We start from the raw sequence: 25,614 nt of genomic DNA on the forward strand, positions 1-25,614 counted from the left end.
TGAAATATGCCATATAATGAAATGGATTGAACAGGGAAAAACAGGCATCTAATCAGAAAATAATTCTCATACGAGCATTTCCAGCAAAAGTGCGAAGTGGTTTTGCGTAGGACAATGCGAATGAAAACAGCATTTCCAGCAAAAGTGCGAAGCGGTTTTGCGCGGGATAATGCGAAAAATGCAGACAGTCAGATTTGAAATGCTGAAAATGACCTACTCCAAAATCCAGAACATCCTCCCGGGACTTGGCTTGAGCGTCGCCGTTGCTATCGCCGCGATCGGACTCGAAAAAGTCGAGGAACATTATGCAGGGCGCGCCTGGCTCGAAGCGCTGGTGATTGCCATCCTCCTTGGCACGGTCGTGCGGACGTTCCTGCGTCCGGGCAAGCATTTCAACAAGGGCATCGGCTTTTCCGCCAAGCTTCTTCTGGAAATTGCAGTGGTATTGCTTGGCGCGTCGATCAGCGCCAGCGCGGTGGTGGCCGCGGGTTCGGGCCTTATTTTCGGTATTGCAGGCGTCGTGGTGCTGGCTATTACGCTCAGCTACGGGATCGGGCGTTTGCTGAAGCTTCCGCATCGGATGGCCGTGCTGGTCGCCTGCGGGAATTCCATTTGCGGCAATTCCGCTATTGCCGCAACCGCACCGGTTATCGGCGCGGGAAGCGAGGACGTGGCGGCTTCGATCGCCTTTACCGCTATTCTCGGCGTGGTCGTCGTGCTGCTTCTGCCACTGCTGGTGCCGATTCTGGGGCTTTCGCACACGCAATATGGCGTGCTGGCTGGCCTGACCGTTTATGCAGTGCCACAGGTTCTGGCGGCCACTGCGCCGGTCGCGACGATCAGTGTCCAGCTTGGCACGCTGGTGAAACTCGTGCGCGTTCTGATGCTGGGACCGGTTATTCTTGCGCTGGCGCTTCTCGCCGGTAACAAGGATGCGAATGCCAAGCCGGGCTTCTTCCAGCTGGTGCCATGGTTCATCCTCGGCTTCCTTGGCATGATGGCGCTGCATTCGCTGCATCTGATACCGGAAACGATTCTGCCTGGCATTCAATATGCCTCGACCATACTCACCATCATTTCGATGGCGGCCCTTGGCCTCGGCGTCGATATCCGTTCGGTGGCGTCGGCAGGTGGCCGGGTGACACTGACCGCAGTGCTTTCGCTCGTTGCGCTCTGCGCAATCAGCCTTGGCCTGATCCATATGCTCAGCGTTGCATAAAAAGGGCCGGGATGGTTCACATCCCGGCCTTTATTCTCACAAGCGATGGTCAGCTCTTCTTAGCCGCATCAGTCGGCTTTGCGTCGGCTGGTGCATTGGCTGTCTTGCCGGTGTCCTTCTTGTCATCAACGGACATATTGGAGCGGATCGTCACCATATGTTCCGCCTTGATGAGGGTCAGGTTGGCATCGTAATATTTGCCGTTGCCGAGCTGTTCCAGTGCCAGATCGACATCCTTGTCGATGGCAGGCAGATTGGCTGTCGTTTCGGTTATCACCAGATCGACATCCGCGAGTTTCAGCTCATCCTGAGCCTCTTTCTTGCGGCCATGCTGGATATGTTCATTGGCCTTTTTCAGGTGAGCAGCCTTTTCAGGCGTCAGCTTGTAGTCATCGACCACACCGACTTCCATATCGACCGGCAATGTGCCCGACTGAACTTCGGCGACTTCGTCGGCTGGAGCGCCAGCCGCTTTCATCTTGTCGAGCAGGGATGGAGTGTCTTTCTGCGCCTTGTCCAGATCATCCTTGACCGTCGACAGAATGACTTTGGCCTGGTCGGGTGTTCCCTGAAAAATGGCCAGTCGCGCCAGTGTAACGCCGCGCACCGCTGCGAGGCCATCGCCGGAAATGGCATCCAGCTTCTTGATGGCGTCCTGTTGTGCAGCTTTCGTGCTCTCGGTCGCCGGGGCATTCGGCTTTGCTGCACTTTCGGCGAAGCTTGGCACGGCAAAGGAAGCGCTCAGCAGCGCAGTTGAAAGCAGCATTGCGGTCAGGGTGGTGGTTCTGGAAATCATCTTATGCAATCCGTTCAAAAGTAATTCTGTATAGATATTTTGCTATGAATAGGCGGCTTGGAAGCTTTTATCCTCCATGATTAATGCAGAGAAAGCTTTATTAGTTGCCCATCTGCCGAATTGGAGAAGAAGATAATGAATCAATATTGGTCGAGCATGTAAAATTGTGCTGGTTCGTGACCATTTCGTGGCGGAGGAATCACCATAAATTTATTTGATAAAGAAAAAGCCCGCCAGGAGGCGGGCTTTCTCATGTTCGATCGAAGAAGAAAAGATTAGTTCTTTTCCTGCTTCTTCAGAGCGGCACCGAGGATGTCGCCGAGCGAAGCGCCGGAGTCGGACGAACCGTACTGAGCGACAGCTTCTTTTTCTTCAGCGATTTCGAGCGCCTTGATCGAGACCTGCAGCTTGCGGGTCTTCTTGTCGAAAGCGATGACGCGAGCGTCAAGCTTCTGACCGACCGTGAAGCGTTCCGGACGCTGCTCGTCGCGGTCACGCGACAGATCCGAACGCTTGATGAAGCTTTCGAGATCGTGGTCGACGAGACGGACTTCGAGGCCACCGTCGGTAACGGCGGTCACTTCGCAGGTCACAACGGCGTTCTTGCGCAGTTCGCCGGAAGCTGCTGCTTCGCCGACCTTGTCGCCGGAAAGCTGCTTGATGCCGAGCGAGATGCGTTCCTTGTCGATATCGACATCGAGAACGACAGCCTTGACGACTTCACCCTTGTTGTACTCTTCGATGACCTGTTCGCCCGGACGGTTCCAGTCGAGGTCGGAGAGGTGAACCATGCCGTCAACGTCGCCGTCGAGGCCGATGAACAGGCCGAATTCGGTCTTGTTCTTGACTTCACCTTCAACAACGGTACCGACAGGGTACTTCTGGGCAAAGGTCGTCCACGGATTGTCGAGGGTCTGCTTGAGGCCCAGCGAGATACGGCGCTTGACCGGATCAACTTCGAGCACAACGACTTCGACTTCCTGCGTGGTGGAAAGAATCTTGCCCGGATGGACATTCTTCTTGGTCCACGACATTTCGGAAACGTGGATGAGGCCTTCGATGCCCGGCTCGATTTCAACGAACGCACCGTAGTCGGTGATGTTCGTGACGGTGCCGGTGATCTTTTTGCCGATCGGGTACTTCGCGCCGATGCCATCCCAAGGATCGCTCTCGAGCTGCTTCATGCCGAGCGAGATACGATGGGTTTCCTGGTTGATGCGGATGATCTGCACCTTGACCGTCTGGCCGATGGTGAGGATTTCCGACGGATGGTTGACGCGGCGCCATGCCATGTCGGTAACGTGCAGGAGACCGTCGATGCCGCCGAGGTCAACGAACGCACCGTAATCGGTGATGTTCTTGACGACGCCTTCAACGACCTGACCTTCTTCAAGGTTCTGAACGATTTCCGAACGCTGTTCCGCACGGCTCTCTTCAAGAACGGTACGACGCGAGACAACGATGTTGCCGCGACGCTTGTCCATCTTGAGGATTTCGAACGGTTGCGGGACGTGCATGAGCGGGGTGACGTCGCGGATCGGACGAATGTCGACCTGCGAACGCGGCAGGAAGGCAACAGCGCCGTCGAGGTCGACGGTGAAACCACCTTTGACCTGATTGAAGATGACGCCATCGACGCGCTCGCCATTGGCGAACTTCTGCTCGAGCTTGACCCAGCTTTCTTCACGGCGTGCTTTTTCGCGCGACAGGACAGCTTCGCCCAGAGCGTTTTCGATGCGCTCGACGTAAACTTCCACTTCGTCGCCCGGCTTCAGCGTGCCGTCTTTGCCCTTTGCGCCGAATTCCTTCAGCGGCACGCGGCCTTCGACCTTCAGACCGGCGTCGATGATCGCCATGTCCTTTTCAATGGCTACGATGCGGCCCTTGACGACATAACCTTCAGCAAGGTCGTTCGTTGCAAAGGATTCCGCCAGCAGCGACTCGAAGTCTGCGAGGGATGGATTGAATTCTGACATGAATACTCCTGGTGCATCCGGAAAATTCATCGGATGCGGCGCCGGGGGTTAGCGTTGCGTTATGCCCGACCTCGGCCCCGTCTTTGCAGACAACCGGCGCGTGGAACGCGAAGTCAGGCTTTCAGTATGAGTGCAGCCTATATAGGTCCGAACTCAAGATAATCCAGCTTTTCGGGGCATAATGAGATCCAAAAAGTCTAAAAACTTGTCGGTTTCATCCCCGATGCTGCGCCAAAGCATGATCGATCAGCTTTTTTGCGGCTAGAAATGCCGCTTCTATACTCATTTCGCTCGTATCTAGCAAGTGCGCGTCTTCAGCGGGTCTGAGGGGAGAATCGATGCGGTTCGTGTCACGCTCGTCGCGTTTCCTGAGGTCGGCCAGTATTTCCGCGAAATCTGCCTTCTCGCCGCGTGCCACGATTTCTTCAAAGCGACGCTCGGCGCGCACTTCCGGCGACGCCGTGACGAAGAGCTTTATGGCTGCATCGGGACAGACGACAGTGCCGATATCGCGCCCGTCAAGCACGCTTGAGGGCAGGGCATTGGCGAAATTGCGCTGCGCTTCGACAAGCGCACGTCTGACCTTCGGCATGACCGCGACCTTCGATGCCGCTTCGCCGATCGCATGAGCGGAAAGGACCGCCTTGTCCATCTCGCGCAGATCGAGATTGAGCGCGGCGTCAGCCGCCACCGCTTCATCATCGAGCGGCAGCCCCTTGTCGATCAGCGCCTTGGCCACAGCGCGATAGGTCAGTCCCGTATCCAGATGCGGCATGCCGTAGTGAATGGCAATGCGCCGGGCAAGGGTTCCCTTGCCCGAGGCGGCCGGTCCGTCGATAGCGACGATGAACGGCGTCATCGCGCGTCGCTCAGTTCGATCTTGGCGCCCAGTCCCGGCATCATGTCCATGAATTCGGGGAAGGACGTGGCGATCATGGTGCTGTCGTCAACCGTCACCGGCTTTTCCGATGCAAGGCCCATGACGAGGAAGCTCATCGCGATGCGGTGATCGAGATGGGTTGCGACAGTGCCACCACCCAGTTCCTTGCCGTCGGGACGACCGCGGACCGTCAGCGACATCTCGCCTTCGGTGCAATCGACGCCATTGGCTTCAAGGCCGCGTGCAACCGCTGCCAGACGATCCGATTCCTTGACGCGCAGTTCGTCGAGACCGTCCATCACAGTTTCGCCTTCCGCGAAGGCCGCGGCGATGGCCAGAACCGGATATTCATCGATCATCGACGGAGCGCGTTCCGGCGGAACGACAACGCCCTTCAGCTTCGAGGCCTTCACGCGCAGATCGGCGACATCCTCGCCGCCGGCAAGACGGGCATTGAGCACTTCGATATTGGCGCCCATTTCCTGCAACGTCAGGATCAGGCCGGTACGGGTCGGGTTCATCAGCACGTTGCGGATGGTAACATCCGAACCTTCGACGAGAAGGGCGGCAACGAGCGGGAAAGCCGTTGACGATGGATCACCCGGTACGTCGATGGTCTGGCCGATAAGCTTGCCCTGGCCGGTGATGCGGATATGGCGCACGCCGTCCTTGTCGGTTTCAACCGAAAGATCGGCGCCAAAGCCCTGCAGCATCTTTTCGGTGTGGTCGCGGGTCATGACCGGCTCGATGACGGTGGTAACGCCCGGCGTGTTGAGACCGGCGAGCAGCACGGCTGATTTTACCTGCGCGGACGCCATCGGCACGCGATAGGTGATCGGATTGGCCGTCTTTGGGCCGATCAGCGTCAGCGGCATGCGGTCGCCTTCGGCTGCTTCCACCTGAACGCCCATTTCACGCAACGGATTCAGCACGCGACCCATCGGGCGCTTGGAAAGCGAGGCATCGCCGATAAAGGAGGTTCTCATGTCATAGGTGCCGACAAGGCCCATGGTGAGGCGCGCACCGGTTCCGGCATTGCCGAAGTCGAGCGCTGCTTCGGGCTGCAACAGGCAGCCGTTGCCGACGCCATTGATGATCCAGGCATCGCCATCCTTGCGGATTTTCGCGCCCATGGCCTGCATGGCGCGACCGGTATTGATGACGTCTTCGCCTTCCAGAAGGCCGGTGATGCGGGTTTCACCCGATGCAAGGCCGCCGAACATGAAGGAACGATGCGAGATGGATTTGTCACCCGGAATGCGAATTTCGCCCGTAAGTGCCTCCGAGCGGCGGGCGGTTGCTGGTTTCGGGGGTGCAGAATGGGACATGGATTTTTCACAGTCACATTTTTGGCGCGGACACGCGCCGGGATTGAGAGATAAGCCGGGCTTCCCTAGCATAGTAATATTGTGCGGTCATCCGCGAATACGCGGTGCGGATGAAACCCATAATCAGGAGGGAGAGCCAAGAGTCTGCACATCCCTTTGCGTTTGGCTTTGACAAACGCGCCAAATTGCGTTTATGCACCGGACAACAATATAAACGCGCTTAAGACTTGCCCCTTGCCATATGGCTCCATGAACAGCATGGTGAAGGGCTATATGCTTCAAGGCAGGCATTCCGGCGCGATTTTATGAATTTGTGTCCCCGTGCGAATTAACGAGGCTAGACGTGGCAAAAGCTGAACTTGGTACCAAGCGTATCGACCCGGAAACGGGCAAGAAATTTTACGATCTCAATCGCGACCCGATCGTTTCGCCTTACACCGGCATTTCCTATCCGCGTTCCTATTTCGACTCCACGCTTGAAAGCCGCGTTGTCGAAGAGGAAACCGAAGAGGAAGAACTGGATACGGCACTCGAAAAGCCGGAATTCGTCTCTCTCGAGGATGCCGACGACGAAACCAAGGGCAGCGGCGACGATCTGCCGGATATGGATGACGACGATGTCGATCTCGGCGACGACGATGAAGACACCTTCCTCGAAGAAGAGGAAGACGAGGACGACGACATGTCGGGCATTCTCGGCGGCGGCGTCGGCGGTGAAGACGAGGAAGGCTGATCTGTTACACAGATCAAGACCGGATGCTTTTGCGAGGCGACCTTCGGGTCGCCTCGCTGCGTTTGGAGCATATCCCGGATGAGGCTTCGGCGTGATCTGTGAATTATTTTCGACAGATGTGAAAAGAGTTGCGATTTAGCTCTTGATCTTCTGACAAACGCCATTTAATAAGCCGCCACACCGGGCAGCAAGTCCTGCCTGATGCGCCTCGAAAGAGGTCTGATGGGGCCATAGCTCAGCTGGGAGAGCGCCTGCATGGCATGCAGGAGGTCAGCGGTTCGATCCCGCTTGGCTCCACCAAATGTTTCTTCTCAAGTAACCAGAACGGACACCATCATCGGTCGGCACAATGGCTGTCGGTGGACAAAGCCTGTCCAAGCGCTATGTCATTTCCCATGACAGAGATGATTTTGGCGACATTCGACTGGGTTCCCAAAATGCCGCGTGGCTTCGTCCGCGATCTTCGCGTGCGCTGGGCGCTGGAAGAAGCCGGATTGCCCTATCGTGTCGAAGGCGTTCCATTCAAGAATCGCGGGCCGGAACACTTCACCCATCAGCCTTTCGGGCAAGTGCCATGGCTGATCGACGGTGATATGTCGGTCTTCGAAAGCGGCGCCATCCTGCTTCATATAGCCGAGAAGAGCGATGCGCTGTTGCCGCCTGATCCGAGGGCACGCAACGAGGTCATACAATGGCTGTTCGCGGCGTTGAATTCGGTCGAAATGGCCGCCTTGCCGCTCGCCCTTTATAAATTCACCGGTGATGAGGAGCAGACGCCGGGGCGTCAGCTCATGGACAGCTTCCTTGCCGGTCGGCTGGCGCACATGGAGCAGGCGCTGTCAGGCCGCGAATGGCTGACGGATCAGTTTTCGGTTGCCGATATTCTGATGGCAGACGTGTTGCGTCTGGTCGACCATTTCGACGGTCTGGCGCAGCATCCGGTCTGCCGGGCCTATGTCGGGCGCGCGACGGCACGGCCTGCATTCCAGAAAGCCTTTACCGACCAGATGGAACATTTTGCTGCAGCGGACTGACGCTCTTATTGAAATTAGCATGATGGTGCTATTTCACGCTCAAGTTGCACTCGACAATTCCTAAAAAATTGCTAAACAGAAATTGTGTGAAGTAGTTCCAGTGTTTTTAAATGAAAAGACTCCAAGATTTTGATGGGTTGCGTTTTTTATTATGTATAGGAATCGCAATTTTCCATTTTTCTTTCCGAGTTCCGGTAAATGATGAGATTTTGAATTCTTTTATATTAACATTTGCTTATTTTACCGATGTCTTTTTTATTGTGTCTGGATTATTTCTGGCGAGGCGACGAAATTATCTCTGGAGCTGGCCGCGTTATGTAGCTTTCGTTGGGAAGCGGCTCGCGCGGATTTATCCGCTGCACGTGGTGACCTTCTCCTGTTTCGCGCTTCTTTCTGTCCTGACAGCAGCGGGAATTCTGCATCCTCTGGTCGAACCCAGCATGAGCTGGCGAGACGGGCTGACCCAGTTACTGCTGATTCATAATTGGGGTTTGGGGCGCACCTTGTCCTACAATTATGTCAGCTGGTCGCTGAGTGCCCTTTTAGCCATGTATCTCGCTTTTCCGCTGTTCGATATGTTGTGCCGTCGTTTCGGGAGCTGGGTTCTCGTCGGTGTGATGGCCGCAGCCGTGGGCGGTGATTATCTGGCGCAACAGCTTGGCGTATTGTCACTCACACGCATTCAATTGTCCGATGCCGGGGTCTTGCGAGCCTTGCCTTCCTTTGTCTTTGGAATGTGGCTTGCTCGCCGGGAACATCCACCGATGCCGGCACCGGCAATCAAGGCATTGCTTGCCACTTGCCTGATTGTCTTTCTGTTCTATCACCCGGCAAACGGGCCGGACGAACCGCACACGCTTGAAGGCCCCTGGCGGCTGGCCTTCCTCTATGCGGGTGTCTATGTGCTTTATGCCGCATCCACTCGGGGCATTTATACACCGCTGCAATGGCGCGGATTCACAAGGCTTTCCCGTTACAGCTTCGGCATCTTCATTCTCCATCCTGCGGTCGGAATGGTTTTCTTCAAAGCTGCTCCGGAACGATGGGGCGAGGCGATGGCAGGCGCGGTCCTGCTCATCGCTGCAGGTGTTCTTGCAAGCGTGTTGACTGCCATTGCCTCTTACCACCTGTTCGAAAATCCCGTTTACCGCTGGCTGGTGAAAAGAATTGACGCATGGGTCAGCAGATCGGAAGGCTCAAGCGGGTTTTCTGGTTCTACGCAAAACGGCCTGCCTGTCTCCCGATAGGCAGGCATCCTCACCGGATCGATCAGGCGGTGCGCGACGTACCGCTGTCCTGACGCATCAGATAGAGCGATGCGCCGATGATCAGGGCCGCTCCCGGCCAGAAGTTGATGCTTGGCGCTGCTGCAAACACGATCCAGCCGAAGATCACGTTGATCGGCAGTCTCAGGTCATCGAACGGTTGCAGATAGACCGCATCCGCTATCGAATAAGCTGCCGTCTGGAAATATTGGGCGAGAGCTGTGAATGCGCCGATGACGATCAATATGGACCAGATTTCGACGCCCGGCGCGGTGATTGCGGACATGCTTAAGCCGGATGCCAGCCAGAGTGCCGCGTTGATGGGCGTGAGCAGTACCAGCATATAGGCCGAAATGCTGGCGGGCTTTTCGAAACGGGTCAGATATTTGGTCATCACCGAATAGCCCGCCCACAACGCTGCGGCCAGAATCGGCAGGAGCGAATAGACCGTATAGGAATCCGACCAGGGTGCGATGATGATCAGCGCGCCAATAAAGCCGGTGAATGTGGTCAGCAGCCGTGCTGGCGTGACCTTTTCCTGCAGAAAGAGCCGTGCGCACAGGATGACGAAGAATGGCGACGTCATGGACAACGCGACCACCTGCCAGATCGGCACATGGGTCAGCGCATAAATCCAGACCTGTACGCCAGCGGCAGCCAGCGCGACGCGAATGACGTGAAGACCGAAATGCCTGGTACGCAAGGCTCTCGTGCCGTCGCGAATGAGCAGGGGCAAGGTCAGTACCAGCGCGATCACATATTGCCAGAAGGCGATGATGACGGAGGGAATACCGGTACGCGTTCCCGCCCATTGGGTGGCGACATTGACGGCGGCATAGGCCGAACAGGCTGCGACCATCAGCGCTGCTCCGCGTATGGTCGGTTTCAAAGTTGGCGAAGAGGCAAGTTGGCTCAACGGTTTCTTCCTTCGGAGCATTTTGCAGCCAAATGGAAACATTTGACGTCGCATAAATGCGGCAAAACAAATGGACAGAGCGTTCCGCTTCAGGCGGAACTTGCTCTGGCAAGCCTGTTACCTCAGGGTACGGGAAGAAAGACTGCAGGACGAAGACGGCAAGCCGTCCAGCCGAGCATGATTCCAACCTCGTTCTCTCTCATCCGGACTATGACCGTCGGCTTCGGAATTGCACCGAATCTGCTGACCCTGACACGGCAGACGTGTCAGGCGCTCGCGGGCTTCGGACACTTGGTCCGTTACCGCCGGTGGGGAGTTTCGCCCCGCCCTGAGAACTGGATATTTCGTTTGCACCGAAGGACATCAGGATGAACTCCGACGCGGGCTGTAGTTATGTTACGCTTTCCCATAAAGCAAGGTGCAGGCTAGGTTCTGCCTGCCTGTCCGGCAATCACAATTGAGTGCAGGGCAACACAAGGGATGAGCCTTTGATAGCCAAGTCACGGGAAAAGCATGGACGTATCGGAAACTCTCTTTTAGAAACTCGTGTCGGAGTTGATCGGGAGAGGGTCTAATTCCACATGGTTCTGGGAGGAATGATGAGCACCAACGCAGTCCCCACGCAGTTTTCGCATGACCATCCGCTATGGCAACCGGATGCGGGGCGCATCGCCGCCAGCAATCTGGAGCAATTCCGTATTCGCGCAGAACAGCGCACGGGCTTGAGCCTGCCGGATTATGCCGCGCTGCATCGCTGGTCGGTCGAGGATCGCGGCGGCTTCTGGCAGCTTGTGTGGGATTTCTGCGAGGTTATCGGCGAGCGTGGCAAACCAGCCCTTGTCGATAAAGGCCATATGCGTGACGCAAAATTCTTCCCCGAGGCACGGCTCAACTTTGCCGAAAACCTGTTGCGCCATGAGGGTGGCGAGGAAGCCATCGTCTTTCGCGGTGAGGACAAGGTCGAGCGCCGCTTGAGCTGGGATGATCTTCACGCGCTGGTCTCGAAACTCCAGCAATTCATGCTGGCGGAAGGGGTTCAGCCGGGCGACCGCGTGGCGGGCATGATGCCCAACATGCCGGAGGCGGTGGCCTTGATGCTGGCCGCTTCGTCCATCGGTGCGGTGTGGTCTTCATGCTCACCGGATTTTGGCGTGCAGGGCGTACTCGACCGTTTCGGCCAGATCGAACCAAAGCTTTTCTTCGCCTGCGATGGCTACTGGTATAATGGCAAGCGCATTGACGTTGCCGACAAGGTTGCTGAAGTGACGGCAAAGCTGCCGGGGCTGAAACGTGCGGTCATTGTCACCTATCTCGGCGAAGCGGAAGCCGTTGCTGACCGCGCTGAAAAGGGCATCGCGCTTGATGCGGCTCTGGAACCGTTCAAGGCCAAAGATGTCGAGTTCACGCGGCTCCCCTTTGATCATCCACTTTGTATCCTGTTTTCGTCCGGCACGACGGGCATTCCGAAATGCATCGTGCATCGCGCGGGCGGTGTGCTGTTGCAGCACCTGAAAGAACACCGCCTGCATGCGGATATTCGCGACGGTGATCGCTTCTTCTATTTCACCACTTGCGGATGGATGATGTGGAACTGGCTGGCTTCAGGCATAGCATCGGGCGCTACGCTTCTGCTCTATGACGGTTCGCCCTTCTATCCCGATGGCAATGTATTGTTCGATTATGCCGCCGCCGAGGGCATGACCTATTTCGGCACTTCGGCGAAATTCATCGACGCGGTGCTGAAAGCCGGTCTGAAATCCGGCGAGACACATGATCTTTCGGCGCTGCGCACTGTCTCCTCGACCGGCTCGCCGCTGTCGCCGGAAGGCTTTGCCTTCGTCTATGAAGCGATCAAGCCGGACGTGCATCTCGCCTCCATTTCCGGCGGTACGGATATCGTGTCCTGCTTCGTGCTGGGCGTTCCGACGGAGCCGGTCTGGCTGGGCGAAATTCAGGGCGCGGGCCTTGGCATGGCCGTCGACGTCTGGAACGATGATGGCAAGCCGGTGCGCCGCGAAAAAGGTGAACTGGTCTGCACGAAGGCATTCCCCTGCATGCCGCTGCAATTCTGGAACGATCCCGAAGGCGCGAAATATCAGGCCGCCTATTTCGAGCGCTTCGACAATATCTGGTGCCATGGCGATTTTGCCGAATGGACCGAGCATGACGGCATTGTTATCCATGGTCGTTCGGACGCGACACTCAACCCTGGCGGTGTGCGTATCGGTACGGCAGAAATCTACAATCAGGTCGAGCAGATGCCGGAGATCGCCGAGGCGCTCTGCATCGGGCAGGATTGGGATAATGACGTGCGGGTGGTGCTGTTCGTGCGGCTCGCCGAAGGTGTGGCGCTGAACGACGACCTCAAGGCGCGCATCAAGACCAAGATTCGCACCGGCGCCACGCCGCGCCACGTTCCGGCGAAAATCGTTGCTGTCCGGGATATTCCGCGCACCAAGTCGGGAAAAATCGTGGAGCTTGCCGTGCGCGATATCGTGCATGGGCGCGATGTGAAGAATCGCGAGGCGCTGGCAAACCCCGAAGCGCTGGAGCTTTATCGCGATATTGCCGCGCTTCATGAGGATTGATTTGATCACCCTCCAATTGCTTGGAGTTGCCGGGTAGCGGACGCAACAAAATTTCGTTATCCGGTAATAAATAGCCACAGAACGCCACGCAAAGCCATTGCCTAATTGGCCGCCACGGGACACTCTGGCCGGAACATAGCCGTCTTGCAAAAGATGGACACCGAGCAGAACTTGTGGAGGACGAGTATGTTTGCATCGGGCATGAATTTCGGTCTTGGCGAGGAGATCGAAGCCCTTCGCGATACGGTGCGCCGTTTTGCGGAAAGCCGCATTGCGCCGCTGGCCGCTGAAACCGACCGCAACAATGCATTTCCCATGCATCTCTGGCGTGAACTGGGTGAGCTTGGCGTACTCGGCATTACGGCGCCAGAAGAATATGGCGGCGCTGGCATGGGCTATCTCGCCCATTGCATTGCGATGGAAGAAATCAGCCGCGCTTCCGCTTCCATCGGCCTCAGCTATGGCGCGCATTCCAATCTCTGCGTCAACCAGATCAAGCGAAACGGTTCTCCCGAGCAGCGCGCGAAATATCTGCCAAAACTTATTTCCGGCGAGCATGTCGGCGCGCTCGCCATGTCCGAGCCGGGCGCGGGGTCCGATGTCGTTTCGATGAAACTTGCCGCCGAGAAACGCGGCGACCGTTACGTTCTCAACGGAAACAAGATGTGGATCACCAACGGCCCGGACGCCGATGTGCTGGTGGTTTATGCCAAGACCGATCCGGCAGCAGGCCCGCGCGGGATCAGCGCCTTCATCGTTGAAAAAGGTTTCAAGGGGTTCTCGACCGCGCAGAAGCTCGACAAGCTTGGCATGCGCGGTTCCAACACCTGCGAACTGGTGTTCGAGGATTGTGAAGTGCCTGCCGAAAACCTGCTCGGGACAGAAGGCAAGGGCGTCAATGTGCTGATGTCCGGTCTTGACTATGAACGCGTGGTGCTGGCGGGTGGTCCGCTCGGCATCATGGCGGCCTGCCTCGATGTCGTGGTGCCCTATGTGCATGATCGCAAGCAGTTCGACCAGCCGATTGGCGAGTTCCAGCTCATGCAGGGCAAGCTTGCCGACATGTATGTGACCTTCAATGCCTCGCGCGCCTACACCTATGCGGTGGCGGCGGCCTGCGACCGGGGCGAGACGTCGCGCAAGGATGCGGCGGGCTGCATTCTCTATACGGCTGAGAATGCCACGCAGATGGCGCTTCAGGCGATCCAGTCTCTCGGCGGCAATGGCTACATCAATGACTATCCCACGGGCCGCCTTTTGCGCGATGCGAAGCTCTATGAGATCGGTGCGGGCACATCGGAAATCCGGCGCATGCTGATCGGACGGGAACTCTTTCAGGAGACCCGTTGATGGCGGTTCTGAAATCGGAAATCTCGACGCGCAGCGCCAGCTTCGAGACTAACCGCAAGGCCATGCTGGCGGCAATCGACGTGGTGGGTGAAGCCTCGCGGATTGCGATTGATGGCGGCGGCGAGAAAGCACGTGAACGCCATATTTCGCGTGGAAAACTGCTTCCTCGCGAACGCGTGGTGCAATTGCTTGATCCGGGCTCCCCCTTTCTGGAAGTCGGATTGACGGCGGGCCATGGCATGTATGGCGGTGCGGCCCCTTCCGGCGGCATCATCACCGGCATCGGGCGTGTATCGGGCCGCGAATGCATGATCGTCTGCAATGATGCGACGGTGAAGGGCGGTACCTATTATCCGGTCACGGTGAAGAAGCACCTGCGCGCGCAGGAGATCGCGGGCGAGAACCGTCTGCCCTGCATTTACCTGGTCGATTCCGGTGGCGCGAACCTACCCAATCAGGACGAGGTTTTCCCCGATCGCGACCATTTCGGGCGCATCTTCTACAATCAGGCGCAGATGTCGGCGGCAGGCATTCCGCAGGTCGCCGTGGTCATGGGGTCGTGCACGGCAGGTGGTGCTTACGTCCCTGCCATGAGCGACGAAACGGTGATTGTGCGGGGGCAGGGCACGATCTTTCTGGCCGGTCCACCGCTGGTGAAGGCTGCAACCGGCGAAGTGGTGAGCGCGGAAGATCTCGGCGGTGGTGACGTGCACACAAGGCTTTCCGGCGTGGCCGATCATCTGGCCAATGACGACGCCCATGCATTGCAGATTGCGCGCGCCATTGCGGCCAATCTCAACAGCGAGAAGCGTGAGTTTATCCCGCGCGGCGATAGTGCTGCACCCCTCTATGATCCGGAGGAAATTCTGGGCGTCGTTTCCGCCGATACGCGCATTCCCTATGATGTGCGCGAGGTGATCGCGCGGCTGGTCGACGGTTCGGATTTCGATGAGTTCAAGGCGCGCTATGGCACCACGCTGGTCTGTGGTTTTGCCAGTGTCTACGGCATGCCGGTCGGGATTATCGCCAATAATGGCGTACTGTTCTCCGAAGCGGCCTTGAAGGGCGCGCATTTCATCGAGCTTTGCTGCCAGCGCAACATTCCACTGATGTTTTTGCAGAACATCACCGGCTTCATGGTCGGGCGCAAATATGAAGCCGAGGGCATCGCGAAACACGGCGCCAAGCTGGTGACGGCGGTTGCAACGGCCAATGTGCCGAAAATCACCATGCTGATCGGCGCATCCTATGGTGCGGGCAATTACGGCATGGCGGGGCGGGCCTATTCACCGCGCTTCCTGTGGACCTGGCCGAACAGCCGCATTGCGGTGATGGGCGGCGAACAGGCGGCAGGCGTGCTGGCAACCGTCAAGCGCGACGGCATCGAGCGCACCGGCGGCACGTGGTCGGCGGATGAGGAAGCGGAGTTCAAGCGCCCGACGCTCGAAATGTTCGAACGCCAGAGTCATCCGCTTTATGCCTCTGCCCGACTTTGGGATGACGGAATTGTCGATCCGCGCAAGAGCCGCGAAGTGCTTGGCCTGTCGCTCTCTGCCACGCTGAACGCGCCAGTTGAGCCGACGCGCTTTGGTTTGTTCCGGATGTAAGGAAGCAATCAGATGTTCAAAAAGATACTGATTGCCAATCGCGGAGAAATTGCCTGCCGGGTCATTCGCACGGCGCGGGAATTGGGTATTGCCACCGTCGCAATTTATTCCGATGCCGACGCCCAAGCGCTGCATGTGGAGATGGCAGACGAGGCGGTGCGCGTCGGCCCTGCCATTTCTGCGCAAAGCTATCTGAATGTCGAGGCGATCATCAAGGCTGCGAAGGAAACCGGCGCAGAGGCTATCCATCCGGGTTATGGGTTTCTCTCCGAAAATGCCGGTTTCGTGGATGCTGTCGAGGCGGCGGGGCTTGTCTTCATCGGCCCATCGGCAAAAGCCATTCGTGCAATGGGGCTGAAGGATGCCGCCAAAGTACTGATGGAAAAGGCAGGCGTGCCTGTCGTTCCGGGCTATCACGGCGATAATCAGGATGGCGCATTCCTCAAAAGCGAGGCGGACCGGATCGGCTATCCAGTGCTCATCAAGGCACGGGCAGGCGGTGGCGGCAAGGGCATGCGCCGTGTCGATCATGCTGCGGATTTTGCAGCGGCGCTGGACAGCGCGCGCCGTGAGGCGGAAGCCTCTTTCGGCGATAGCGCCGTGCTGGTCGAAAAATACATGGCGAAACCGCGCCATATCGAGGTGCAGGTCTTCGGCGATAATCATGGCAATGCGGTGCATCTTTTCGAGCGCGATTGCTCGCTGCAACGCCGCCATCAGAAGGTCATCGAGGAAGCGCCTGCACCGGGCATGACGCCGCAAATGCGCGCCGCCATGGGCGAGGCCGCGGTGAAGGCCGCATTGGCAATCGGCTATTCCGGCGCAGGGACGGTGGAATTCATCGCCGATGTTTCGGAAGGGCTACGGCCGGACCGCTTCTTCTTCATGGAAATGAACACCCGCCTGCAGGTTGAGCATCCGGTTACGGAAGCGATCACCGGCCTCGACCTTGTCGAATGGCAATTGCGCGTTGCTTCCGGCGAAGTCTTGCCGAAACAACAGGGCGAACTTTCCATAAACGGCTGGGCTTTCGAGGCGAGGCTTTATGCGGAAGACCCCGCGCGAGATTTTCTGCCGGCAACCGGCAAGCTTGCTCTGTTCGCACCGCCTGAAAATGCACGTGTCGATTCCGGTGTGCGAACCGGTGACACGATCACGCCGTTCTATGATCCGATGATCGCCAAGATCATCGCCCATGGCGCAACGCGCGATGAGGCACTGAACCGGCTTGATGCGAGCCTGAACAAGACCCGGATTGCGGGCCTCGTCACCAACCGCCAGTTTTTGTCGGCGCTTTGCAACCTCGAAGCTTTCCGCGCCGGTGATGTCGATACCGGCCTGATTGCACGCGAGACGGCGGCGCTTTTCGCCGATAAGCAGCCTTCGGATATCGCATTTGCGCTGGCTGCACTCGGCGCGCTCGATCTTCTGGACGCGCCAGTGATCGGCGACCCCCAAGGTGATCCATGGACGAGCTTGCGCGGCTTTCGTTTGTGGGGTGACGCATCGCGCTCCGTCCTGCTCGACCATCATGGAGAACGCCACACGGTCAGCTTCACGACCATAGGTGACAGGCATTTCGGCTTTGCTTTCGGCACCATCGAAATCCGTTTCCATGAAAACGGGCTGGTTCGCTTTGCTGTGAATGGCCGTGTTTCAGAGGCGTCCGTCGTGCGCATCGGACATGATGTGACGGTGCAACTCGAAGGTCGCGACACCATATTTCATCATGTGCAGTCTGTTGGCGCGGAAGAGGATGCTTCGAGCGAAAGCCGCATCCTGTCACCGATGCCGGGACTGGTACGACTGGTTTCCGTCGTGGAGGGTGCAAGCGTCGCCAAGGGCGATCCGCTGGTAACGATGGAAGCGATGAAGATGGAACTGTCACTGACCGCGCCGCGCGACGGCAAGGTTTCGTCCGTAACTGTTGCAGCGGGCGATCAGGTCAATGAAGGCGTCCTTCTTGTGGAGCTGGAGTATGATCCCGAAAAGTGGGAACCGGTTTTCGGAGAAGATCATACTCAAACAAAAAACAGAGCGGGATATTGAGCGGCTTGCGACATCCCGCTCGGGAGGAAGAATATGGCTGAACACGTAGAAATCGTTGAAATGGCTGCGCGTGATGGCCTGCAGAATGAAAAGCGGTTTGTGCCGACAGCGGACAAGGTCGCACTGATCGACCGCCTGTCGGATTGCGGCTATGCCCGCATTGAGGCGACGAGTTTCGTTAGCCCGAAATGGGTGCCGCAACTGGCGGATGCCGCAGAAGTCATGGCCGGGATTCGCCGTGCTGATGGCGTGCGCTATTCGGTACTGGTGCCCAACATGAAGGGCTATGAAGCTGCTGCCGCTGCAAATGTTGACGAGATTGCGGTTTTCATTTCCGCCTCGGAAGGCTTTTCGAAAGCCAATATCAATTGCACGATTGCTGAGAGCATCGAGCGGCTGTCGCCGGTCATCGGTGCTGCGATCAATGATGGTCTGGCCATTCGCGGCTATGTGAGCTGCGTCGTGGAGTGCCCCTATGACGGGCCGGTGGCCCCGCAAGCGGTTGCCGATGTGACCGAACAGCTCTTCTCGCTCGGCTGTCACGAAGTAAGCCTCGGCGATACGATCGGGCGTGGCACGCCGGACAAGGTGGCAGCCATGCTGGATGCCGTGCTGGCCATTGCGCCTGCGCACAGCCTTGCCGGCCATTATCACGACACGGGCGGGCGGGCCCTCGACAATATCCGCGTCAGTCTGGAGAAGGGCTTGCGCGTGTTCGATGCCTCGGTCGGCGGTCTCGGCGGCTGTCCTTTCGCGCCGGGCGCCAAGGGCAATGTCGATACGGTCTCCGTCGTCGAAATGTTGCATGGATTGGGTTTTGAAACCGGCCTCAATCTGGACAAGCTCAGATCGGCGGCCTTGTTCGCGCAGGCGCTGCGTCAGGACAAAGCCGCATGAAGGCGTTTGAGACGATCCAGATTGCGATAGATCAACGCGGTGTCGCGACACTGACGCTCAACCGTCCGGAGCAGCATAATGCGCTATCCGGTCGGATGATCGATGAGCTTCTGACGGCGACGCTGCATCTGGCGGATGATGACGCCGTGCGCCTCGTGGTCCTGACCGGCAATGGCACCAGTTTTTGTGCAGGCGGTGATCTGGGATGGATGCAGGAACAGGTCAAAGCCACACGCGCGCAGCGCATTGAGGAAGCGCGCAAGCTCGCCCTCATGCTGAAAGCGCTGCGCGATTTGCCAAAACCGCTGATCGGGCGCATCAACGGGCAAGCCTATGGCGGCGGCGTCGGCCTCATCAGCGTCTGCGATGCGGCCATCGCTGCATCCGGCGCGCGCTTCGGGCTGACAGAGACCAGGCTCGGCCTGATACCGGCCACCATCAGCCCCTATGTGGTAGCGCGCATCGGTCAGGCGAATGCGCTGCGCACATTCACTTCGGCGCGACTGTTCGATGCCGAGGAAGCACGGCGGATCAGGCTGGTGCATGACGTGGTCGAGGCGGAACGTCTCGATGCGGCGGTGGAGGCGGAGATCAAACCCTATTTTGCCACCGCGCCTGCAGCGGTTGCCGCCTCCAAGAGGCTGGTTCATGCGCTGGGCGCGCCGATAGACGAGGCCGTCATCGAAATGACGCTGACCCGTCTCGCCGATACATGGGAAACGCCAGAGGCCGCGGAGGGAATCGCGGCCTTTTTTGCGAAGAAATCACCATCATGGAAGGGAGGGAACTGAACATTTGGGAGGAGCCGATTTTCGTTGTAGTTGCGGGCACTTGGCCCCTTGCAATCGGAAGCCGGAAATGCATTCTTATTACATCATGAAAGCTCGCTCCCGTTCCGGAGCATGATTCCGAAAGGGCAGATGCAATTTCGGATAATATTATGGCTCTGACCTCTTCGAGGCGGCGGTGCGGCGTGCTTTTGGATTGACCCTTTGAGATCATGTGATGAACAAAAGGGAGGGCCCGGCAATTCGGCAGCGCAGACGCGTTGAGATTTGACCGGCAAGGGTTGTCTCGGGGCCGTCGGAGGACGCTGCCCTACAAAGGAGAAAAAGAATGAACCTGAAACTTCTGTCCAGCGTGGCTTTCGCAGCTACACTCGGCTTTGCCAGCGCCGCCTATGCTGACATCACCATCGGCGTCGTTGCACCGCTGACGGGCCCTGTCGCTGCTTTCGGTGACCAGGTGAAGAAGGGCGCGGAAACCGCCGTTGAAGTCATCAACAAGGCTGGCGGCATCAAGGGCGAGAAAGTCGTTCTGAAGTTTGCCGACGATGCCGGTGAACCGAAGCAGGGCGTTTCCGCCGCCAACCAGATCGTTGGCGACGGCATCAAGTTCGTCGTCGGCCCGGTCACGACCGGCGTTGCCATCCCTGTTTCCGACGTCTTCTCGGAAAACGGTGTGCTGATGGTCACCCCGACCGCCACCGGGCCGGATCTGACCGCGCGCAATCTGGAAAACGTGTTCCGCACCTGCGGCCGCGATGACCAGCAGGCTGAAGTCATGGCCGATTATGTCCTGAAGAACTTCAAGGACAAGAAGGTCGCCGTGATCCATGACAAGGGTGCCTATGGCAAGGGTCTGGCCGACGCTTTCAAGGCGGCGATCAACAAGGGCGGCATCACGGAAGTCCATTACGATTCGGTCACGCCGGGCGACAAGGATTTCAGCGCGCTCGTCACCAAGCTCAAGTCTGCTGGCACTGACGTCGTCTATTTCGGCGGCTACCATGCCGAAGGCGGCCTCCTGTCGCGTCAGCTGCATGACGCTGGTATGCAGGCACTGGTGCTCGGCGGCGAAGGCCTGTCCAACACCGAATATTGGGCAATCGGCGGCACCAACGCACAGGGCACGCTCTTCACCAACGCCAAGGACGCCACCAAGAACCCGGCTTCCAAGGATGCTATCGAAGCGCTCAAGGCCAAGGGTATCCCGGCTGAAGCCTTCACCATGAACGCCTATGCCGCTGTGGAAGTCATCAAGGCTGGCATCGAACGCGCCGATTCGACCGATGATTCTGCTGCCGTCGCCAAGGCTCTGCATGATGGCAAGCCTATCGAAACCGCTATTGGCACGCTGACCTATGGCGCAAACGGCGACCTTAGCTCGCCAAGCTTCGACATCTTCAAGTGGGATGACGGCAAGATCGTCGGCCTCGAATAAGATTGTCGTGGTTAGAATAAAGAACGCCGGGGTTAACCCCGGCGTTTTGCATTTGTGGAGCTGAAAACCGTCAGGAGCCGGTATAGCCGAGTTCCGCCTCGATGGCTTCGAAGGTCTTTTCCATCGCGTAGGTCGGGCTGAGCGGAAAACCGAAATGTCCGTAGGCGATGGACATCTGCCGCTCGGCCTTGCCTTCGCTACCCTTCGCGACGGCTGCCACATAGAGCGCTGCAGCGAGACCGGTGCGGTCGGCGCCGGATTTGCAATGGATGAGCACCGGCTTTTCCGCATTCTGCATCAGGGCGATTAGCTGTCTCGTCTGTGCAGGGGTCAACTCCCGCCTTGACGACATTTCGAAATCGGCATGCTTGATGCCGAGCGTTTTCGCGGTTGCGATCTCTTCATCATACCATTTCGAGCCCGGCTCCGGGCCGCGCAGATTGATGATGGTTTTGATGCCATAAAGCTTCTGCAGGGATGCGATGCGCGCAGGATCAGGCTGGTTCGAGCGATAGGCCTGTCCGTCGATGATGGTGTGAACGTTGCCCTTATATTGCAGCGTGTACAGATAACCACCCATGATGCTTGAGCCGACGAGCAGTCCCAGCCCGGCCATGCGGGCATAAGTAAAGGACCAATCGACATATTTCCGAAAGAACGACATAGGGGCCTCATCTGAACGAAAGCAAATAATAAAATATAGCGAGTTGAAAATTTCTTCTTGGTTTTCGCAGGAAATATACTAGGATTTGGACTTAATCTTGTCCGAAAAACAAGGTTTTCAATTTTCTGTTTAAGTTATTTTTGAAATGCATTCCGCAGGTTCTTGCGGGAAATTTTTGGAGCAAGCGTCTGCGTCAGTTTGTGGTGTCAGTAAATCGCGTTGGTTTTTCGTGGCTTAAGCTTCGGTTAACCATGACTGTTTAATCTATGACCATGTGCTGGGGCAGATAGCGGAGCAGGTTTATGCAGCGCTACAGATTTGACGACAAGAGAATTCTGATCGAGGCGATTGTTGAGTTGCTCAACAGGGGCGTAGAGCCCGACGAACTCGATCTTGTACTGAGCCGGATCGGTCCGGTCGATCTCGACTTGATGCGGCAATGCCTGATCGAGGTGTGGAATTACAACCACCCCGATGTGGCAGAAACGCCGATGGCGGCCTGACGACAGGTTCTGCAGCCCTTGGGAGCAAAGCTTCAGACGTCGGAAACGGATATTACAAGCGTCGATCTGCGGAAGCGGGATGAACGCGGACTACATGGGGCGTGATCAGGCGCCCACGCAAGAATACGGCAGTTTCAGGCAACGGTTTGTGGGTCGAAACTGTCGGGGCAGGGCCGGGTTGAACCGGTTTTGGAGCAATCTGGCCGCTGCCCGCAATGTCATATTCCTGAAACGCAGACGGGTTATATCCATATGCGTATCGGGAATTCACTTGGGATCGTGACCACGGATGTACTGGCGCAACTCAGGTGAAAGCGGAAGGTCGGGTTCAACCCGGCCTTTTTCGTTTTTGGCGTATTTTCCGGAAAGAATGACGTGTCCGTGCCCGGAACCGGTCCACGGGATTGGCTTCTCATCTCGCTTCGATGTGTTGAATAATGCGACGAAACAAATACTTGCAGCGGTTCAGCGACTCCGTTTTTAACTGGAACCGTTGAGTACTGCCGTCAGGCGAGTTCCAGTGCGAGGCCGCACGGAATTGCGAAATGGCTTTCGGTGCGGTTCCGTTTCAGCGACGCCTGACAGGAGGCATTTTCCCCGCTCGATAAATACCGTATGAAAGAGGTTGCCTGCTGCCATTTCTGGAGGCCGCGCGATCTCATTTTCAATCACGGAAACCGTTCATGATACGCCATATCGTTCTCGTCAAATTCAGGTCCGAACTCGGAGCCGCGCAGATCGAAGAGAAGCTGCAGGCCGTTGTGGCCCTCAAGGACAAGGTCGGCGGCATCCTGTCCATTACCGCTGGCGAAAACAACAGTCTGGAAAATCTCGAAAAGGGTTTCCGGCACGGTTTTGTTGTCGATTTCACGGATAGCGCGGCGCGGGATGCCTATCTTCCGCATCCTGAACACGCGAAGGTCGGCAAAAGCCTCGTCGAAGCCGCTGAAGGTGGCATCGAGGGCATATTGGTTTTCGACTACGCGTTCTAGAGAACCAGTCCACCAACCCCCATGCGGGAAAGATCGTTGGCGGAAAGTGTGATCCCCGCCATCAGGCGATCCAGCACCCAGTCGAGGCTGTTTTCGCGGGCGCTGCGGGCCGATCCGGGGGCGGCGACAATATATTTGCCGTCATGCCTGCCCAGGACCAGCAGATTGCCCGGATCGACCGGCATGCCGATGCGCAGGATTTCACCGCCTGACATGCGGATAGACTGCGGCACGATATCTGCCTCGTCGGCAACCGCCGATGCGCTGAAGATCACGATAATATCGCAGGCCCGGCTCACTTCCGCGATTGCCGCCGCCAGCGCAACCTGATCGTGCGCGACGCGCTTTTCGCAAACAAGCGTTCCGCCATTTCGAGCAGTCCGCTTTCCCATCAGTTCGCGGGTCTTCTCAAGAACCGTTTCGCGTATCGAGGGAAGGCGCGACTGGATCAGCCCGATCCGCGCGCCGTTGAAGGGATGGACGCGCAGCGCAGGCCGTGCATCGAGGCCGATGTCTCGCAAAAGGGTCCCCGGTACAGCAAAAGGAATGATCTTGACTGTGGCGACCATCTGTCCGGCTTCCACCCGCACATGATTGCGCAGCGTCGCGATGGAAATGCGCGCATCATGCGCATTGACCGCATCAATACGGTCGGCATCTACCAAAAATACGCCATTCTTCCGGGCGTGCAGGTTGACCCGTCCGGTTGTGGGGCTGCCGATCTCCACTTCGCCGGAAATAAGCATACGCCCGATGGCAAGTGCGGCCTCATCCTCGCCGATATCGCCCTTTTCCAGGCGCGCAGCCAGAACTGAGCTGATACCCGCTTCCTGCAACAGGGCAAGATTGAGGGCATCGAGAACTGTGCCTTTGCGTAAAGTGAGCGCACCTGCCGTCATAGCATAGCCGAGAATTGCACCTTCGGCTTCATCAAGCGGCATTTCGGCAAATATCATTTCTATCCCCAATTCCCTCGCGCATTTTCAATAAGCATACACAGCGCGGAAGATAAACCGTCTCTGCGCCCCGGGGTTATTTTGCCGAAGATCGTGCCGCCACAAAACGTCGGACATGGATCGGAGCGGCTGTCCGAAAACCGTTTAACACTTTCCGGGATGCGCGCAATTCGCGTCAAATTCGGTAAATTCCCATCACGATCCCGTTTATTCATGGGGTAGATGGCGGTTTCCATCTTGCAAACCCTTTCCTTTGGGCCTATTCGCTCCGCCGCACCTGACAACTGGCGACCCATTCAGACCGCCGGTCAGGACATCGATCCCTTGAGAGGGCCGATGGATTTATTGCATTTATGCATTGCCCAAAACATGGCCCGCATCAGCGATCTGGCCGGATTGTTCAGACAAAATGCCCGCTTTTGGGCGCGACATTACGATCCAGCACAATTTTCGTCAGGCACGTGACAAACGGGATTATTCGTTATAACGGTACTTTTGGAAATTTCAGAATTTACCGAAAACTAGGAAATGACGCATGCGCCGGAGATGACACTCCGCGCGCAGGATGGAAAGACAAATGAAACACGGCACCCCCCGGACGATCGTTTCGTTCGCCGTCTTGGCCCTCACGGCGTTTCTCGCAGGCTGCGAGAACCAGGTCCTGCTTTCCCCGAAAGGGGAAATCGGCATGGCAGAACGCGATCTCATGCTTTTTGCGACCGGCATCATGCTGCTCGTCGTGCTTCCCGTCATCTTCATGACGCTTTACTTCGCATGGAAGTACCGCGCCTCGAATGAGAAGGCGGATTACCAGCCTGACTGGCACCACTCGACCAAGATCGAGCTTGCCGTCTGGCTCATCCCGTTGGCGATCATCGTCGTTCTGGGCTCCGTGACCTGGGTCGCCACCCACAAGCTCGATCCGTACCGCCCGCTGGAATCGAATGCAAAGCCGATCAATGTCGAAGTCGTTGCGCTCGACTGGAAATGGCTTTTCATCTATCCGGACCAGGGCATCGCCACCGTCAATGAAATGGCAATGCCGGTCGATGTGCCGGTCAACTTCAAGCTGACCTCCAGCAACATCATGAATTCCTTCTTCATCCCGCAGCTCGGCAGTCAGGTCTACACCATGCCGAGCATGCAGACGAAGCTGCATCTGATTGCCAATCATGCTGGCGAGTTCGACGGTATCTCCGCCAACTATAGCGGTCAGGGTTTTGCCCAGATGCGCTTCAAGGCGCATGCCTACAATCAGGCCGACTTCGACAAGTGGGTTGCCGATGTGAAGGCCAAGGCGAATGGCGAAGAGCTGAGCCGCGACCGTTATGCCTCGCTGGTTCAGCCGAGCGAGAAGGTTCCGCCGCAGTTCTTCACCTATAATGACCAGGCGCTGTTCCACAACATCGTGAACCGCTGCTGGGACGGCAAGTCCGTCTGCCTCGACGATGAAATGCATCGTCAACAGATGATCCGCGAAGCGCGCGCCAATCTGCGCAAGTCTTCGCCTGTCGATTTCAGCCAGTGGGCGAGCGACATCATCTGCGCAGTCCAGCCGCAGCGCCTCTCGCAGCTCGAAAACTGATGTGCCGATCGGTCCGTGATCTCGCAGGAGGTCACGGCCATCCGCATTCAATC

The 25,614-nt window shown here is 57.5% G+C and carries 22 protein-coding genes, 1 tRNA gene and 1 riboswitch; of the genes, 16 read left to right on the plus strand and 7 right to left on the minus strand.

Going from position 1 to position 25,614, the window contains the following annotated elements; all coding sequences use genetic code 11:
* Positions 1-199 precede the first annotated feature (199 nt).
* Positions 200-1,219, plus strand: coding sequence for a YeiH family protein (locus ABDF71_RS01645; protein WP_029375831.1), 1,020 nt, complete (start codon positions 200-202; stop codon positions 1,217-1,219).
* A gap of 49 nt (positions 1,220-1,268) precedes the next feature.
* Here ABDF71_RS01645 and ABDF71_RS01650 read toward each other — a convergent pair whose 3' ends face one another.
* The 4 genes from ABDF71_RS01650 to aroA all read right to left on the minus strand — a co-directional run bounded on the left by ABDF71_RS01650 (position 1,269) and on the right by aroA (position 6,199).
* A complete protein-coding gene (locus tag ABDF71_RS01650) occupies positions 1,269-2,015 on the minus strand; it encodes a YfdX family protein (protein WP_375849006.1) in 747 nt (248 codons plus the stop codon).
* Between the two features lie 275 nt (positions 2,016-2,290).
* Entirely contained in the window at positions 2,291-3,991 is a 1,701-nt protein-coding gene (gene rpsA / locus ABDF71_RS01655; protein WP_010657835.1) for a 30S ribosomal protein S1, read from the minus strand.
* 214 nt (positions 3,992-4,205) lie between these two features.
* Complete coding sequence (gene cmk, locus ABDF71_RS01660; RefSeq protein ID WP_010657836.1) at positions 4,206-4,850, minus strand: (d)CMP kinase; 645 nt, start codon at positions 4,848-4,850, stop codon at positions 4,206-4,208.
* On the minus strand, positions 4,847-6,199 hold the full coding sequence (gene aroA / locus ABDF71_RS01665; RefSeq protein ID WP_151614879.1) for a 3-phosphoshikimate 1-carboxyvinyltransferase: 1,353 nt from the start codon (positions 6,197-6,199) through the stop codon (positions 4,847-4,849). Before aroA ends, cmk begins: the two co-directional genes overlap by 4 nt.
* Before the next feature lie 343 nt (positions 6,200-6,542).
* On the opposite strand from aroA, the gene ABDF71_RS01670 reads away from it, so the two are divergent.
* From ABDF71_RS01670 to ABDF71_RS01685, 4 genes are all read left to right on the plus strand, one after another.
* Complete coding sequence (locus ABDF71_RS01670) at positions 6,543-6,932, plus strand: TIGR02300 family protein (protein ID WP_010657838.1); 390 nt, start codon at positions 6,543-6,545, stop codon at positions 6,930-6,932.
* Positions 6,933-7,156: 224 nt separating this feature from the next.
* A tRNA-Ala gene (locus ABDF71_RS01675) sits at positions 7,157-7,232 on the plus strand.
* A gap of 95 nt (positions 7,233-7,327) precedes the next feature.
* Positions 7,328-7,966 (plus strand): glutathione S-transferase family protein, encoded by a 639-nt coding sequence (locus ABDF71_RS01680; protein ID WP_029926094.1) that lies wholly within the window; start codon positions 7,328-7,330, stop codon positions 7,964-7,966.
* A 110-nt stretch (positions 7,967-8,076) separates the two neighbouring features.
* Complete coding sequence (locus ABDF71_RS01685; RefSeq protein ID WP_259030209.1) at positions 8,077-9,213, plus strand: acyltransferase family protein; 1,137 nt, start codon at positions 8,077-8,079, stop codon at positions 9,211-9,213.
* 22 nt (positions 9,214-9,235) lie between these two features.
* Here the strand turns inward: ABDF71_RS01685 and ABDF71_RS01690 are convergent, their stop codons facing one another.
* The gene (locus ABDF71_RS01690) at positions 9,236-10,147 is read right to left on the minus strand and encodes a DMT family transporter (protein WP_500060879.1); all 912 of its coding nucleotides are present in this window, start codon (positions 10,145-10,147) and stop codon (positions 9,236-9,238) included.
* Between the two features lie 187 nt (positions 10,148-10,334).
* Positions 10,335-10,487: riboswitch (FMN riboswitch) on the minus strand.
* 259 nt (positions 10,488-10,746) lie between these two features.
* Here ABDF71_RS01690 and ABDF71_RS01695 point away from each other — a divergent pair.
* The 7 genes from ABDF71_RS01695 (at position 10,747) to ABDF71_RS01725 (ending at position 20,861) form a co-directional block, all read left to right on the plus strand.
* Positions 10,747-12,735, plus strand: a complete 1,989-nt coding sequence (locus ABDF71_RS01695; protein ID WP_259030210.1) for an acetoacetate--CoA ligase — start codon at positions 10,747-10,749, stop codon at positions 12,733-12,735.
* Positions 12,736-12,936: 201 nt separating this feature from the next.
* Positions 12,937-14,085 carry an isovaleryl-CoA dehydrogenase gene (locus tag ABDF71_RS01700; protein ID WP_259030428.1) on the plus strand — a complete coding sequence of 383 codons (1,149 nt, stop codon included), beginning with the start codon at positions 12,937-12,939 and terminating at the stop codon, positions 14,083-14,085.
* Positions 14,085-15,692 carry a carboxyl transferase domain-containing protein gene (locus tag ABDF71_RS01705; protein ID WP_500060881.1) on the plus strand — a complete coding sequence of 536 codons (1,608 nt, stop codon included), beginning with the start codon at positions 14,085-14,087 and terminating at the stop codon, positions 15,690-15,692. Before ABDF71_RS01700 ends, ABDF71_RS01705 begins: the two co-directional genes overlap by 1 nt.
* 12 nt (positions 15,693-15,704) lie before the next feature.
* Positions 15,705-17,741: an acetyl/propionyl/methylcrotonyl-CoA carboxylase subunit alpha gene (locus ABDF71_RS01710; protein ID WP_500060883.1), complete on the plus strand. Its 2,037-nt coding sequence runs from the start codon at positions 15,705-15,707 to the stop codon at positions 17,739-17,741.
* Positions 17,742-17,774: 33 nt separating this feature from the next.
* On the plus strand, positions 17,775-18,638 hold the full coding sequence (locus tag ABDF71_RS01715) for a hydroxymethylglutaryl-CoA lyase (protein WP_029926080.1): 864 nt from the start codon (positions 17,775-17,777) through the stop codon (positions 18,636-18,638).
* A complete protein-coding gene (locus tag ABDF71_RS01720; RefSeq protein ID WP_259030212.1) occupies positions 18,635-19,429 on the plus strand; it encodes a crotonase/enoyl-CoA hydratase family protein in 795 nt (264 codons plus the stop codon). Before ABDF71_RS01715 ends, ABDF71_RS01720 begins: the two co-directional genes overlap by 4 nt.
* A gap of 325 nt (positions 19,430-19,754) precedes the next feature.
* Positions 19,755-20,861 (plus strand): branched-chain amino acid ABC transporter substrate-binding protein, encoded by a 1,107-nt coding sequence (locus tag ABDF71_RS01725; protein ID WP_010657848.1) that lies wholly within the window; start codon positions 19,755-19,757, stop codon positions 20,859-20,861.
* A 70-nt stretch (positions 20,862-20,931) separates the two neighbouring features.
* On the opposite strand, the gene ABDF71_RS01730 is transcribed toward ABDF71_RS01725, so the two are convergent.
* Complete coding sequence (locus ABDF71_RS01730; RefSeq protein WP_151614884.1) at positions 20,932-21,525, minus strand: tyrosine-protein phosphatase; 594 nt, start codon at positions 21,523-21,525, stop codon at positions 20,932-20,934.
* Positions 21,526-21,827: 302 nt separating this feature from the next.
* On the opposite strand from ABDF71_RS01730, the gene ABDF71_RS01735 reads away from it, so the two are divergent.
* Together ABDF71_RS01735 and ABDF71_RS01740 are read left to right on the plus strand one after the other, a co-directional pair.
* On the plus strand, positions 21,828-22,028 hold the full coding sequence (locus ABDF71_RS01735) for a hypothetical protein (protein ID WP_010657850.1): 201 nt from the start codon (positions 21,828-21,830) through the stop codon (positions 22,026-22,028).
* Positions 22,029-22,711: 683 nt separating this feature from the next.
* Positions 22,712-23,020 carry a Dabb family protein gene (locus ABDF71_RS01740; RefSeq protein WP_151614885.1) on the plus strand — a complete coding sequence of 103 codons (309 nt, stop codon included), beginning with the start codon at positions 22,712-22,714 and terminating at the stop codon, positions 23,018-23,020.
* Here ABDF71_RS01740 and ABDF71_RS01745 read toward each other — a convergent pair.
* Entirely contained in the window at positions 23,017-23,976 is a 960-nt protein-coding gene (locus tag ABDF71_RS01745) for a molybdopterin-binding protein (RefSeq protein ID WP_433761292.1), read from the minus strand. The two genes, ABDF71_RS01740 and ABDF71_RS01745, sit on opposite strands and share 4 nt — an antisense overlap.
* 222 nt (positions 23,977-24,198) lie before the next feature.
* Between ABDF71_RS01745 and ABDF71_RS01750 the strand changes: the two genes are divergently transcribed.
* On the plus strand, positions 24,199-24,441 hold the full coding sequence (locus ABDF71_RS01750; protein ID WP_259030214.1) for a hypothetical protein: 243 nt from the start codon (positions 24,199-24,201) through the stop codon (positions 24,439-24,441).
* Between the two features lie 112 nt (positions 24,442-24,553).
* Positions 24,554-25,561 (plus strand): ubiquinol oxidase subunit II, encoded by a 1,008-nt coding sequence (cyoA, locus tag ABDF71_RS01755; protein WP_010657853.1) that lies wholly within the window; start codon positions 24,554-24,556, stop codon positions 25,559-25,561.
* Positions 25,562-25,614: the final 53 nt, after the last annotated feature.

Source organism: Ochrobactrum sp. WV_118_8, from assembly GCF_039631535.1.
Classification (GTDB): domain Bacteria; phylum Pseudomonadota; class Alphaproteobacteria; order Rhizobiales; family Rhizobiaceae; genus Brucella; species Brucella anthropi.